Source organism: Bradyrhizobium sp. MI1.11, assembly GCF_055811255.1.
This window is the reverse complement of record NZ_JBVVPM010000046.1, coordinates 1-13397: the sequence shown is the minus strand read 5'-3', so window position 1 is coordinate 13397 and position 13397 is coordinate 1. Positions and strand designations below refer to the sequence as shown.

11 protein-coding genes and 1 tRNA gene are annotated in these 13397 nt (G+C 65.6%); 10 read left to right on the top strand and 2 right to left on the bottom strand.

The features are described from left to right. The first annotated feature begins 28 nt into the window (after positions 1 to 28). The 9 genes from AC0L30_RS32170 (at position 29) to AC0L30_RS32130 (ending at position 12072) form a co-directional block, all read left to right on the top strand. Positions 29 to 1480, top strand: coding sequence for an efflux transporter outer membrane subunit (locus tag AC0L30_RS32170; RefSeq protein ID WP_376707486.1), 1452 nt, complete (start codon positions 29 to 31; stop codon positions 1478 to 1480). Continuing rightward, on the top strand, positions 1470 to 2867 hold the full coding sequence (locus AC0L30_RS32165) for an efflux RND transporter periplasmic adaptor subunit (RefSeq protein WP_219680164.1): 1398 nt from the start codon (positions 1470 to 1472) through the stop codon (positions 2865 to 2867). The genes AC0L30_RS32170 and AC0L30_RS32165 overlap by 11 nt, the downstream gene beginning before the upstream one ends. 36 nt (positions 2868 to 2903) lie before the next feature. Beyond that, the gene (locus AC0L30_RS32160) at positions 2904 to 6053 is read left to right on the top strand and encodes an efflux RND transporter permease subunit (protein ID WP_007591193.1); all 3150 of its coding nucleotides are present in this window, start codon (positions 2904 to 2906) and stop codon (positions 6051 to 6053) included. Beyond that, positions 6053 to 9157, top strand: coding sequence for an efflux RND transporter permease subunit (locus AC0L30_RS32155; RefSeq protein ID WP_354128226.1), 3105 nt, complete (start codon positions 6053 to 6055; stop codon positions 9155 to 9157). Before AC0L30_RS32160 ends, AC0L30_RS32155 begins: the two co-directional genes overlap by 1 nt. A gap of 41 nt (positions 9158 to 9198) precedes the next feature. Beyond that, entirely contained in the window at positions 9199 to 9933 is a 735-nt protein-coding gene (locus tag AC0L30_RS32150; RefSeq protein WP_219680157.1) for a tRNA-uridine aminocarboxypropyltransferase, read from the top strand. Between the two features lie 198 nt (positions 9934 to 10131). Then, a complete protein-coding gene (locus tag AC0L30_RS32145; protein WP_354128227.1) occupies positions 10132 to 10848 on the top strand; it encodes an ABC transporter permease in 717 nt (238 codons plus the stop codon). 10 nt (positions 10849 to 10858) lie between these two features. Further along, positions 10859 to 11605, top strand: coding sequence for an ABC transporter ATP-binding protein (locus tag AC0L30_RS32140; protein WP_473366234.1), 747 nt, complete (start codon positions 10859 to 10861; stop codon positions 11603 to 11605). A 57-nt stretch (positions 11606 to 11662) separates the two neighbouring features. Further along, positions 11663 to 11736 (top strand) — tRNA-Cys (locus AC0L30_RS32135). A 189-nt stretch (positions 11737 to 11925) separates the two neighbouring features. Then, positions 11926 to 12072: a hypothetical protein gene (locus tag AC0L30_RS32130; RefSeq protein WP_354128228.1), complete on the top strand. Its 147-nt coding sequence runs from the start codon at positions 11926 to 11928 to the stop codon at positions 12070 to 12072. A gap of 86 nt (positions 12073 to 12158) precedes the next feature. Here AC0L30_RS32130 and AC0L30_RS32125 read toward each other — a convergent pair whose 3' ends face one another. After that, positions 12159 to 12353, bottom strand: a complete 195-nt coding sequence (locus AC0L30_RS32125; protein WP_219680153.1) for a hypothetical protein — start codon at positions 12351 to 12353, stop codon at positions 12159 to 12161. 254 nt (positions 12354 to 12607) lie between these two features. Here AC0L30_RS32125 and AC0L30_RS32120 point away from each other — a divergent pair, with 254 nt between their 5' ends. After that, positions 12608 to 12871, top strand: a complete 264-nt coding sequence (locus AC0L30_RS32120) for a hypothetical protein (protein WP_007591186.1) — start codon at positions 12608 to 12610, stop codon at positions 12869 to 12871. A 168-nt stretch (positions 12872 to 13039) separates the two neighbouring features. Here AC0L30_RS32120 and AC0L30_RS32115 read toward each other — a convergent pair. Continuing rightward, the coding region (locus AC0L30_RS32115; protein WP_473406050.1) for a hypothetical protein at positions 13040 to 13397 on the bottom strand (358 nt) is incomplete at its 5' end.

The window sequence follows — 13397 nt, the reverse complement described above, 5'->3', positions numbered from 1 at the left end:
TTTGACACAAGATGATCCTGCGATCGCGGTGCGGCGGTCTCTAGGTTCCGCGTCCCGGACACGACGTGCGGCGCGCTGGCTTGCGGTCGCTTGCCTCGCCGCCGGCTCGGGCGCTTGCGTGCTCACGCAGGATCTTCCCGATCCCGCGCTCGACGTTCCCACGCAGTACAAATACGCCGGCAAGGGCGATGCGCCGCCGTCTCTGGATTGGTGGCGCAGCTTCCGCTCGGCGGAGCTGACACAGCTGATGGAAGAGGCGCAGACCGTCAACCTCGACATTGCCGCCGCCGTTTCGCGCATCGTCGAGGCCGACGCGCAGGCGCGGCAAGCGGGTGCGGCGCTGCTGCCGAGCCTTTCCGGCACCGGGCAGGAGGCCTATTCGCGCACCTCCGGCTCCTCCGCCTCGGGGCTCACCAATGGCGGCCGTGAGGTCGTCAACTACCAGGCTTCGCTGAGCGCGAGCTACCAGCTCGATTTCTGGGGTCAGAATCGGGACGCACTCCAGACCGCGGAAGAAACGGCGCATGCCAACCGTTTCGATCGCGACGTCGTTGCGCTGACGACGCTTGCGGGTGTGGCTAACGCCTATTTCCAGGTGCTGGCCTCGCAGGATCGCATCCGGACCTCACAGCGCAACATCGCGAGCGCGCAACGCATCCTCGATGCCGTCAAAGAACGGCGTAAGGCTGGCACGGGCACCGATCTCGACGTCGCGCAGCAGGAGAGCGTGCTCGCAAACCAGAAGGCCCTGGTGCCGCCGCTGCGCCAGACGCTCGACCAAAACGTCAATGCGCTTGCAGTCCTGGTGTCGCGGCCGCCGGAGAGCGTGCGCGTGCTCGGCGGCTCGCTGAACCGGATCGCTATACCCCGCGTGACGCCCGGCCTGCCGTCCGAGCTCCTGACGCAGCGGCCCGACATTCGCCGGCAGGAGGCGCAACTTGCTTCTGCCACTGCGAACGTCGGCAATGCCCGCGCGCAGTTCTTTCCGACCATCCAGCTCACCGGCAATGGCGGCTATCAGAGCTCGGCCCTGGTCTCGCTATTCCAGCCGCATGCGGCGTTCTTCCAGCTCGTCGGCAGCGCGACGCAGCCGATCTTCGACGGCGGCAAGATCCTCGGCAATTTCGAGTTTGCCAAGGCGCGGCAGGACGAACTGCTCCAGACCTACCGCAAGACCATCATCCAGTCTTTTGCCGATGTCGACAATGCGCTGTTCTCGATCAAGCAGACCACGATCAGGCTGCAATTGCAGCGTGACGTCCTCAACGCCTCCCGCCGCGCCTTCGATCTCTCCGAGCAGCAATTGCGCGCCGGCACCGCCGACATCGTCACCGTGCTCAACACCCAACTGACCCTGTTCCAGGCGGAAGACGCGCTGTCGCAGGCGCAACTTGCCCGCCTTCTTGCTATCGTCAGCCTGTATCAGGCGCTCGGCGGCGGCTGGGAGCCGAGGATGGAGAAACCGGTCAATGCTCTTTAAGCCGGATACGAAGCAGGGCGCGAAGGAGGGAACGGCGAAGAAGTCGCGCGGGCGCGGCTTCGTCATGACCCTGATCACGCTGGCGATCCTCGGCGGGCTCGGCTACTACGGCTGGACCACCTGGCATCAGCAGCCGCAGCAGGCGAACGGCCGCAATCAACGGCCGGATCTGCCGGTACCGGTGCTGGCGGCGACGCCCCGCATCCAGGACGTTCCCGTCTATCTCGACGGCGTCGGCGCGATCCGCGCACTCAACACCGTGACCGTCCGCTCTCAAGTCGACGGCAAGCTGATCGCGGTCAATTTCACCGAGGGACAGGACGTCAAGAAAGGCGACGTGGTCGGCGAGATCGACCCGGCGCTCTACCAGGCGACGTACGATCAGGCTGTCGCCAAGAAGGCGCAGGACCAGGCCCAGCTCGCCAACCAGCGCATCGACCTCACGCGCTACGAGCAGCTCGCCGCGTCCAACGCCGGATCCAAGCAGCAGGCCGACACCCAACGCGCGCTGGTCGCGCAGACCGAGGCGCTGGTCAAGGCTGACCAGGCGGCGATCGACAATGCGGCGGCGACGCTGAGCTACACCAAGATCGTGGCGCCGATCTCGGGCCGCGCCGGCCTGCGCCAGGTCGACCAGGGCAACATCATCCACGCCTCCGACACCACCGGCCTCGTGGTGATCACGCAATTGCAGCCGATCGCGGTGTGGTTCAGCCTGCCCCAGCAGCAGATCATGCGGGTCAACGCCGCCGCGTCGAAGGGCGCGCTCGCCGTCGACGTGTTCGGCAATGACGGCCTCACCGTGATCGACACCGGCAAGCTCACCGGCATCGACAACCAGGTCGACCAGACCACCGGCACGCTCAGGCTCAAGGCCGAATTCCCGAACGCCAATTACCAGCTCTGGCCCGGCCAGTTCGTCAATGTCCGCCTCAAGGTCGAGACCTTGACGCAGGCACTGGTGGTGCCGACCTCGGCCGTGCAGCGCGGACCGATCGGCACGTTCAGCTATGTCATCGGCGAGGACAATTTGGTTGCGGCCAAGCCGGTGACGGTGACGCAGCAGAACGAGCATGACGCCGTCATCGCCAGCGGCCTGTCGGCGACAGACAAGGTCGTCACCACAGGCTTTGCCAATCTGTCCGATGGCTCCAAGGTGGTCATCGGCCGCGACGACCAGACGCCGTCGGCCGATCTCGCGCCACGCAAGCGCTCGCGCGGACCGGATGGTCAGAAGAAGGACGGCGCCAAAGACGGCCAGAGGGACGGACAAGATAAGGACGGCGAGTTCCGCGCCAAGCGCAAGAGCAGCGAGGGCGACCAGAAGGGCCAGACCGGACCGGCACCAGGGCCGGGTGCATCGGGAAGTGGAGCCAAGCAGCCATGATCCCGACGACAGCCGCCTGAGCGGCAGGCGCATCCCATGGGCGTCTCCGAACCCTTCATCCGACGGCCGATCGCGACCTCGTTGCTCGGCATCGCGCTTCTGATCGGCGGGCTGCTCGGCTATTTCGCGCTGCCGGTGTCTGCGCTGCCGCAGGTCGATTTCCCGACCGTGCAGGTGACGACGCAATTGCCCGGCGCGAGCCCCGACGTGATCGCCTCGCTGATCACCGCGCCGCTGGAGCGGCAACTCGGCCAGATCCCGTCGCTGTCGGCGATGAACTCGACGAGCTCGTTCGGCGTCAGCCAGATCTCGCTCCAGTTCGATCTCAACCGCGACATCGACGGCGCGACCCAGGACGTCCAGGCCGCGATCAACGCCGCGGCCGGCGTGCTGCCCAAGACGCTGCCTTATCCGCCGACCTACGCCAAGGTGAACCCGGCCGATGCGCCGGTGATGACATTGGCGCTGCGCTCCGACACCATCTCGCTACGGGCGATGAGCGACATTGCCGACACGCTTCTGGCGCAGCGGCTGAGCCAGATTTCCGGCGTTGGACGCGTCTCTGTGCTCGGCGGACTGAAGCCGGCCGTCCGCATCCAGGCGGATCTCGCGCGGCTCGCCGCCTATGGCATCGCCATGGAAGACCTGCGCACCGCGATTGCCAATGCCAACGTCTCGGGGCCGAAAGGCTCGCTCGACGGCGCGCAGCAATCCTACATCATCGCCGCCAATGACCAGATCGCCGCCGCCGACGCCTACAAGCCTGTCATCATCGCCTACCGCAACGGCTCGCCGGTCACGATTGCCGACGTCGCCCAGATCGTCGATGGCCTCGAGAACGACCGCACCGGCGGCTGGTATCAAGGCTCGCCCGCGGTCATCATCGACATTCAGCGGCAGCCCGGCGCCAATGTGATCGACGTCGTCAGCCAGATCCGGGCGGAAATCCCAAAGGTCCAGCGCGCTATTCCGGCCGGCGTGAATCTCACCATCGTCTCCGACCGTACCGTCACCATCCGTGCCTCGGTCCGCGACGTGCAGTTCACGCTGATCCTCAGCGTGGTGCTGGTGACGCTGGTGGTGCTGCTGTTCCTGCGCTCGCTCAGGGCCACGCTGATCGCCGGGGTGGCGCTACCACTCTCGCTGATCACCAGCTTCGGCATCATGTATTTCGCCGGCTTCAGCCTCGACAATCTGTCGCTGATGGCGCTCACCATCGGCACCGGCTTTGTCGTCGACGACGCCATCGTGATGATCGAGAACATCGTCCGCCACATGGAAAACGGCGATAGCGCGATGGAGGCTTCGCTGAAGGGCGCCAGCGAGATCGGCTTCACCGTGATCTCGCTGACGGTGTCGCTGATTGCGGTGTTCATCCCGCTGTTGTTCATGTCGGGCCTGGTCGGCCGCATGTTCCGCGAATTCGCGCTGACGCTGACGATCGCGGTCGTGACCTCGGCCGTGGTCTCGCTGACGCTGACGCCGATGATGTGCTCGCGTCTGCTGAAGCACGCCCATGAAGAGCTGGCAGTGCCGGGTCTTGCCGCGGTCAGCCGCTTCATCGACCGCACCGTGGGGTTCTATCACCGCACGCTGCTCTGGGTGTTGGAGCGCCAGCGCGCGACGCTGGTCGTGACCTTCGCCACACTGATTGCGACCCTGGCGCTCTATGTCGTCGCGCCAAAGGGCTTCCTGCCGCTGCAGGACACTGCCTCGATCACGGCGGTGACGGAAGCGGGTCCCGACGTGTCGTTCGCGGAGATGCAGAAGCGGCAGGCCGACGCGGCCGACGCCATCAAGGCCGACCCCGATGTAACAGGCGTGGTCTCGGTGATCGGGGCAGGCTCGGTCAATCCGACCACCAATGTCGGCCGTCTGGTCATGACGCTGAAACCCCGCGGCGAGCGGCGCGACGATGTCAGCGTCGTCATCACGCGGCTGAAGGAGCGGGTGGCAGCCATCCCCGGCATGACCGTCTACTTCCAGCCGGTGCAGGATGTGCAGATATCGACCCAGTCGAGCCGCTCGCAATACCAGTACACGCTGACCGGCACCGACGCCGCGCTGGTGTCGGAATGGGCGCGCAAGCTGGTTGCCGAGATGCGGCGCGATCCGCTGTTCCGCGACGTCTCCTCGGAGGCGCAGGAAGGCGGTCTGCGGGCGCAGCTCACGGTCGACCGCACCCGCGCCGGCCAGCTCGGCGTCAGCCTCCAGGGCATCACCGACACGCTCAACGACGCGTTCGCGCAGCGCCAGATCTCGACCATCTACGGCCAGGCCAACCAGTATCGCGTGGTGCTGGAAGCGCTGCCGATGTACCAGCGCGATCCCTCGATCCTGTCGAAGCTCTATCTGCCGGGCGGGGCGAGCGCGACCGCCGGCGCGCCCAACGCACAGGTGCCGCTCTCCGCCGTGGCGACGCTGACCCGCACCACCGCGCCGCTCGCGATTTCGCACCAGGCCCAGTTCCCGTCGATCTCGCTCAGCTTCAACCTCGCCCCGGGCGCTGCGCTCGGCGATGCCGTCGAGGCCGTGAAGACCATCGAGACCCGGATTGAGATGCCCAACAGCATCGTCGGCGTCTATGCCGGCGACGCCGCCGAATTCGCCAAGGCACTCGCCGGCCAGCCCTGGCTGCTGCTGGCCGCGGTGATCACGATCTATATCGTGCTCGGCGTGCTCTACGAGAGCTACATCCATCCGATCACGATCCTCTCGACGCTGCCGTCGGCCGGCGTCGGCGCGATCCTGGCGCTGATGCTGTGCGGGCAGGATCTCTCCGTGATCGGGCTGATCGGCATCATCCTGTTGATGGGCATCGTCAAGAAGAACGCGATCATGATGATCGACTTCGCGCTCGAGGCCGAGCGCAGGCAGGGGATGTCGCCCAACGAGGCGATCGTGCAGGCTTGTCTGCTGCGCTTCCGTCCGATCATGATGACGACGCTGGCCGCGCTGTTCGGCGCGCTGCCGCTGGCGATCGAGAGCGGCACCGGCGCCGAGCTGCGCTTTCCGCTCGGCATCTCCATCATCGGCGGCCTGCTGCTCAGCCAATTGCTCACGCTCTACACCACGCCGGTGATCTACCTCGCCCTCGACCGCATCAACCGCCGCCTTGAGCAGGCGCTGCCGCCGGTCGAACCCGGCGGGCCGCCCGTCGCGGGCGCGACCGAGGGGATGCAGTGATGGCATCGATCTCGGAGCCCTTCATCCGCCGCCCGGTCGCGACCACGCTGCTGTCGATCGGGTTGTTCCTGCTGGGTATCGTGGCTTACGAGTTCCTCCCCGTCGCCTCGGTTCCGAACATCGATTTCCCCGCCATCTTCGTTTCCGCCAGCCGTCCCGGCGCCGATCCGTCCGTGATGGCCGCGACGGTTGCTTCGCCGCTGGAGCGGCGGCTCGGCGAGATCGCGGGCATCAACCAGATCACCTCGACCTCTTCGCTCGGCACGACCAGCATCCAGCTCCAGTTCGACATCGGCCGCAACATCGACAAGGCCGCGCGCGACGTGCAGGCGGCGATCAACGCCGCGCTGGTCGACCTACCCAGCGATCTGCCGACGCTGCCGCGCTTCCGCAAGGCCAATACCGCAGGCGCCCCCGTGTTCGTGCTGGCGCTGACCTCGAAGACGCTGTCCGCCAGCGCGGTCTACGACGTCGCCGATACCGTGCTGGCGCAGCGCATCTCGCAGGTGCCGGGGGTGGGCAATGTGACGATCTCGGGTGCCGACCAGCCGGCGGTCAGGATTCAGCTCAATCCCGTCGCGCTGTCGAACGCCGGCATCGCCACCGACGACGTGCGAACTGCGATTATCAACGCCAATCCGCTCGGTCCGGTCGGCATCTTCAATGGCGAGCGCCAGAGCGAAACGCTGTCGCTCAACAGGCAGATGCGGACGGCGAAAGAGTTCCGCGACATCGTCATCAAAAGCGCGAACGGCAATTTCGTCCGGCTCTCCGATGTTGCCGACATCGAGGACGGCGTCCGTAACGCCCGATCCATCGCTTGGTTCAACAAGCAGCCGGCGGTGCTGATCCAGATCACCAAGCAGGGCGACGCCAACGTCATCGAGACCGTCGACCGGGTGAAGGAGCTGATCCCCGCGCTGAAGCAGTGGATCCCGGCCGGCGTCGACGTCTCCACCTTGGTCGATCGCACCAGTACGATCCGCGCCAGCGTGCTCGACATGCAGTGGACCTTGTTCGCGACCGCCATTCTCGTGATGGTCGTCGTGTTCGTATTCCTGCGACGGCTGACGCCGACGATCGCGGCCGGAATCTCCGTGCCGCTGGCGCTGGCCGGGACCTGCGCCGGCATGTGGGTCGCGGGCTTCTCGATCGACAATCTGTCGCTGATGGCGCTGGCGATCTCCGTCGGCTTCGTGGTCGACGACGCCATCGTCATGATCGAGAACATGTACCGCAATCTCGAACAGGGCATGCGGCCGCTTCAGGCGGCATTGGACGGCGCCCGGCAGATCGGCTTCACCGTGGTGTCGATCAGCCTGTCGCTGATCGCGGCCTTCACGCCGCTGATCTTCATGGACGGCATCGTCGGCCGTCTCTTGCGCGAGTTCTCGCTGACGCTGACCTTCGCGATCCTGGTCTCGACCCTGGTGTCGCTCACGGTGACGCCGATGATCTGTGCCCACTATATCAGGCAGACCACGTCGGGATCCGCCACACTGTTCGATCGTGTCATCGAGGGCTCGCTGACGCGCATCGTCGCCTTCTACACCCGCACCCTGCGCACGGTGCTGGAGTATCCGCTGCTAACGCTGCTGGTGTTCTTTGCCACCATCGGCCTCACCGTGGTGCTCTACATCAAGGTCCCCAAGGGCTATTTCCCGACCGACGATTCCGGCTTCGTCATCGGGGCGACGCGCGCCTCGGCCGACATCTCGTTCCAGTCCATGCTCAGCCTGCAGCAGCGGCTCGCCGACATCGTGATGCAGGATCCGGCCGTGGCCGGCATCGGCTCCACCGTCGGCAGCGGCGGCGGGCCGGGTGGCGCGACCTCCAATCGCGGCACCATGTTCATCAGCCTGAAGCCGCCGGAGGAGCGCGACCACGTCTCGACCCAGGTGGTGATCGACCGTCTCAGGCGGGCGTTATACCCGGTGCCCGGCATCCGCCTGTTCATGTTCGCCGCCCAGGACGTGCGCGCCGGCGGACGACAGAGCGATTCCGACTACCAGTACACGCTGACCAGCACCGACCTCGGCCTGTTGCAGAAGTGGGCGCCGATCGTGGCCAAGCGCATGGAGAGCGTCGAAGGCATCACCGACGTCTCCAGCGACCGCGATCCCGGCGGGCTTCAATTGACCTTGTCGATCGATCGCCAGAAGGCCTCGGCGCTCGGCGTCCGCGTCCAAGATATCGACAACGCGCTCAACAACGCGTTCTCGCAGCGGCAGATCGGGATCATCTACACCCAACGCAACCAGTACATGACCGTTCTGGAGATGGACCCGAAATTCCAGGTCGACCCGTCCAACCTCGATCGCATCTATGTCGCCGGCGCGGGCGACGCGCAGGTGCCGCTGTCGGCCGTGGTACATGCGACGCGCGGGCTCGCCGCCCTCGCGGTCTATCATTCGCAATCGTTCCCATCGACCACGGTGTCGTTCAACCTGTTGCCGGACGTGCAGATCCAGGCCGCAACGCAGAACATCCAGCGCGCGGTCGAGGAATTGCACATGCCGGAAGGGATCCGCGGCAGTTTTGACGGCAACGCCGGCGATTTCGCCAAGACCAGCGGCCGCCAGCCGCTCCTGATCCTCGGCGCGCTGGTGGCGATGTATATCGTGCTCGGCGTGCTCTATGAGAGTCTCGCCCATCCGCTCACGATCATCTCGACGCTGCCCTCGGCGGGCCTCGGCGCGCTGCTGGCCTTGCAGATCACCAACACGCCGCTGACGGTGATCGCCTTCGTCGGCATCATCCTGTTGATCGGCATCGTCAAGAAGAACGGCATCATGATGGTGGATTTCGCGCTCGATGCCGAGCGCCAGCGCGGCCTGTCTTCGGCGGAGGCGATCTTCGAGGCCTGCCAGGCACGCTTCCGTCCGATCCTGATGACGACCATGGCTGCATTGTTCGCCGGCATTCCGCTGGTGGTCGCGACCGGGCCCGGCACGGAACTGCGCCGCCCGCTCGGCATCACCATCATCGGCGGGCTGTTCGTCTCGCAGATCCTGACGCTCTACACCACGCCCGTGATCTACCTGCTGATCGACCGCCTGCGCCGGCGCCGCGAGCCGCGCCCGGTGCCTGCGCCGGCGGAATAGGCGGGTTGTTGAACAGCCCCGCAAAGCGTATAGCGGCGACCATGTCGAACCCCACCGCCGCTGCGCCGGCCGATCCAATCCCCGAATGCCCGCACTGCCAGAAGCCGATGCCGCTGTGCATCTGCGACAGCGTCACGCCCATCAAGAACCGGCTCTCGCTCCTGATCCTTCAGCATCCGCAGGAGCAGGACAGGGCGCTCGGCACCGCGCGGCTGCTTGCGAAGCATTTCGCCGGTGCCACGCTGCGGGTCGGCTTGTCCTGGCCGAGCCTGTCCAAGGCGCTGGGGCAACCGATCGAGAACGCCTCGCACTGGGCCGTGCTCTATCTCGGCTCGGCGCACGCCGCCGATCTCGAGGCCGAGGGCGAAATCCTGGCGCTCAACCGCAAAGGCGAGGGCGCGGACAACCAGCGCGCGCGCCTCGGCAAGCTCGAAGGTGTGGTGCTGCTCGACGGCACCTGGAGCCAGGCCAAGGCCCTGTGGTGGCGCAACCCCTGGATGCTGAAATGCCAGCGCGTCATCCTCAACCCGGCCGCGCCATCGCGTTACGGCCGCCTGCGCAAGGAGCCTCGGAAGGACGGCCTGTCGACCATCGAAGCGGCAGCGACGATCCTCTCCGTTCTGGAGAAGCGCCCGGACATCGCCGAGACGCTGAATGCCAGCTTTGAACGGATGTTAACCCGCTACCGCGAGGTCCAGACCGAGATGCCCGAATTGGCGCCGAAGCCGCCGGTGAAGGACCGCCGGCGCGGTGTCCGGCGGGTCAAGCGAGCCTGACTCCGGTCCGGATCATCCGTCCGGCCGATTGTCCCGCGAGAGGCGGGCGGATAGAGACCATCGGCCAACAGGCCGCGATCTGCTATCCTGTCGCACCATCGGAACGCCGGAAACGGAAGGGACCGTCGCATTCAGCTTGCAGCCAAGGAGATCCTTGCCCAGGCGGCGCGGTTCGATCGTTGGGGCACGCTCGCCCTGATGGACATTTCGCTGCGCTACCGGCGCACCGTGATCGGCCCGCTCTGGATCACGCTGACGCTCGCCGCGACGATTGCCAGCGTCGGCACGGTCTATGCGGCACTGTTCAAGCAGGACATTGCGAGCTTTCTGCCGCCCTTTGCCATTGGCCTGATCGTCTGGACGCTGATCGCGACGACGCTCCAGGAAGGTTCCAACATCTTCGTGGCATCAAACCATTTGATCAAGGCGGTGCCGGCGCCGCTGATCGTGCATGTTCTCCAGATGATGGCGCGCAACGTCCTCATCTTCGCGCATCATCTGGTGATCGTCGTACTGCTCTATCTGGTAATGCCGTGGCCGCTGCATGGGAGCATGCTGCTCGCGGTGCCGGGCTTTGCGATCCTGCTCGTCGTGCTGCTGGGCGGCTCGGTCGCGCTCGGCATGCTCTGCGCGCGGTTTCGTGACATCGGCTCGGCGATCGTCAGCGGCCTGCAATTCGTGTTCTTCCTGACGCCGATCATCTGGACCGAGGACACCGTGCGCGGCACCGCGTTTTATTGGCTGATCCGCGCCAATCCGTTCGCGACGCTGCTCGATCTGGTGCGCAGGCCACTGCTCTCACAGCCGACCGATGCGGAGCAATGGCTGCTCGGGGTCATCTATGCGACCGTCGTGGCCGTCATCGGCCTCGGCTGCTACGCGAAATACCGCCATCGCGTGGCGTATTGGCTGTGAGGCGCGAGATATGACCCCCGCAGCTCATATCGCGCTTCGCAACGTCTCGGTGAGATTTCCGGTGTTGTCGTTCCGCGACCGCTCGCTGCGCAGCCGGTTCGTCAACGCGGTGACACTGCGGCGGACGACCCCGCACATCGTCTCCGCGTTGAACGATGTCAGTCTCGACATCCGTGCCGGCGACCGCGTCGCCATCATCGGCGCCAATGGCGCCGGCAAGACCACGCTGCTGCGGGTGCTCGCCGGCATCTACCATCCGACGTCCGGCAGCGTGGACGTGCTGGGCCGCTGCCAGCCGCTGTTCGATCTCTCGGCCGGATTCGACGAGGAAGCGACCGGCTACGAGAACATCGTGCGGCGCGGGCTCGTGATCGGCGCGCGGCGCTCCGAGATCGACGACCGGCGCGCGGAGATCGCCGCATTCACCGAGCTCGGCGAACGGCTCGACTTGCCGCTGCGCACCTATTCCAGCGGCATGATGCTGCGCCTGATCTTTGCGGTCGCAACCGCCGTCGAGGGCGAGATCGTGCTGCTCGACGAATGGATCGGCGTCGGCGACCAGCAGTTCCGCAAGAAGGCGCGGCAGCGGCTCGACGAGATCGTCGTGCGCGCCGGCATTCTGGTGCTCGCCTCGCACGACGTCGAGCTGATCAAGAGCACCTGCAACCGCGCGATCCTGCTGGAGGAGGGGCGGATCGTGGCGGCCGGTGCGACCGATGAGATTCTCGGCCAATATCTCGGCGGCGCGAAGGCGTAGCTGCCCGGTCGGGGTTGCCTAAACCCGTGATCCCCTATATTGCTCCGCCCTCGTTGGGGCCACGTGGCGGAGTGGTTACGCGCCGGTCTGCAAAACCGTTTACTCGGGTTCGAGTCCCGACGTGGCCTCCATCACAACCTCCTGATATCTCAGCGAATATCCGATCGTGTCGCGGCTGCCATCAGCCTGCGGGGGCGATGCGTGCCGGCTGCGCACACCGGGTTTACCCGGGGCCCGGCGGAAACCCACCATTCAGCCCGCTGGCATAGTCTTCGCATCTGCGAAGTGATGCATCCCAACGATCGAGCGCTGGAGAGCACGTGAGCGAAATCGTCCGATTTGTCCCGAAATCCGAGCTGGAGCGGGCTCGCCTCATTCGCGAGGCCCGCGCGATCTATGACAGCATCTTCCCCTCGGCCGCACCCGACCGGGCGCCGCTGGACGGCGAGGACCGCCTCAAGACTTGATCGCGGTCGCGCCGGATTTCGCGGCGTAGAGCCCACAGCAAAACGCCCGCAGAGCGCGGGCGCATCGGCTCACGGCGAGATTGGCTTCAGCAGGCCGCGTACCAGCCGTCCGGGAAAGGTAGCAGGGGCCACGCGCCCTCGTTGTCATTGGCAGCTTTGGGCTTCGCGTAATAGGTCCACGAGCGCGGCACGAAATCCTCCCCCGGCACGAACGCCAGATCTTCATGGATCATGGCGTCCTGGACGGCGTCCAGCAGTAAGTTGAACTCGGCTTCGCTCATCACACCCTCCGGCCCGCGGATGGCGCAATATCGCAAAGCGGGTTTGCTTCCCGGTTGAGCCGATCGTTCGTATTTTAACGATCGGCCAATCGGGTCCCGATTGGTTAGCGATTGATGAAATCCCGTTGGAAAACTTAGGTTCCTGCCGGGTGCCCGCAGTGTGAAGGAGGTCACATCGTCCGCTGTTTATTTCTCCTACCCCTTCGCACACCGGCCAACACAGGCCGGCGGGCAAGGCAGACGGGAGACTGGTCATGAAGGCGAGGTTCTTGCGGTTTGCGGGTGTGAAAAGCCGGGCGCGTCGCGCCTCGACGGTCGGGCTGTTCCTGACGCTGTTTGCCTCCGCCGCCCATGCTCAGCAGGGAACGCCCGAGCAGCGCCGGGCCTGCACCCCCGACGTCTACCGGCTCTGCGCCGGCGAGATCCCCAACGTCCGGGCCATCACGGCGTGCCTGCGCCGTAACAGGTCAAGCTTGAGTGAGGCTTGCCGCACCGTGTTCGATCAGGGCGGCGGCTGACATACCGGGCCTGTGGGTTTGTGCGCAGCAAGTGGCTCGCGCGGGCTCGCGAATCCGGCATAGTCGGCCTGTGGATATGCCTGTGGGTATGCTGCGGAAAGACTGTGGACGGGGGTGATGTGCTTCGGATGCCGGCCGCAGATGCGTCCTTCGATTGTCATATCTGTGTCAAATGACCTCACCGCATGATTCCCTAATCGGGCAGATCGCTGCGTCGCGCAAGATCATGTTGTTTCTCCGAATTCGGAAATTGATGCCGCGAGGGTTCCTCACGAGCAGTTTTTGGCAGCCGGCTGCTAGGACGCACTGATCGAGATCGACCCGGTGTGTCGGCGGCCGTGAGGCGACAGCCGATAGCCCGGATTCGCGAAGCAATCCGGGCTTCAATCCCTTGCGTTGCCCGACGGGCAAAACACCCAAACGACGGGTCAATCCGCTCGCGCAAAAATATTCCGCTTTACCGAAATTCGGCTTTGGCGTATTCAGCCGCCACCTCATCCCGGTCAGAGGGGCGTATCGCGATCGT

Bases quoted from the DNA above. Each gene is read 5' to 3' on its own strand.
- AC0L30_RS32165 (WP_219680164.1), top strand. From the start codon at position 1,470: ATGCTCTTTAAGCCGGATACGAAGCAGGGCGCGAAGGAGGGAACGGCG.
- AC0L30_RS32160 (WP_007591193.1), top strand. From the start codon at position 2,904: ATGGGCGTCTCCGAACCCTTCATCCGACGGCCGATCGCGACCTCGTTG.
- AC0L30_RS32155 (WP_354128226.1), top strand. From the start codon at position 6,053: ATGGCATCGATCTCGGAGCCCTTCATCCGCCGCCCGGTCGCGACCACG.
- AC0L30_RS32150 (WP_219680157.1), top strand. From the start codon at position 9,199: ATGTCGAACCCCACCGCCGCTGCGCCGGCCGATCCAATCCCCGAATGC.
- AC0L30_RS32145 (WP_354128227.1), top strand. From the start codon at position 10,132: ATGGACATTTCGCTGCGCTACCGGCGCACCGTGATCGGCCCGCTCTGG.
- AC0L30_RS32140 (WP_473366234.1), top strand. From the start codon at position 10,859: ATGACCCCCGCAGCTCATATCGCGCTTCGCAACGTCTCGGTGAGATTT.
- AC0L30_RS32125 (WP_219680153.1), bottom strand. From the start codon at position 12,353: ATGAGCGAAGCCGAGTTCAACTTACTGCTGGACGCCGTCCAGGACGCC.
- AC0L30_RS32120 (WP_007591186.1), top strand. From the start codon at position 12,608: ATGAAGGCGAGGTTCTTGCGGTTTGCGGGTGTGAAAAGCCGGGCGCGT.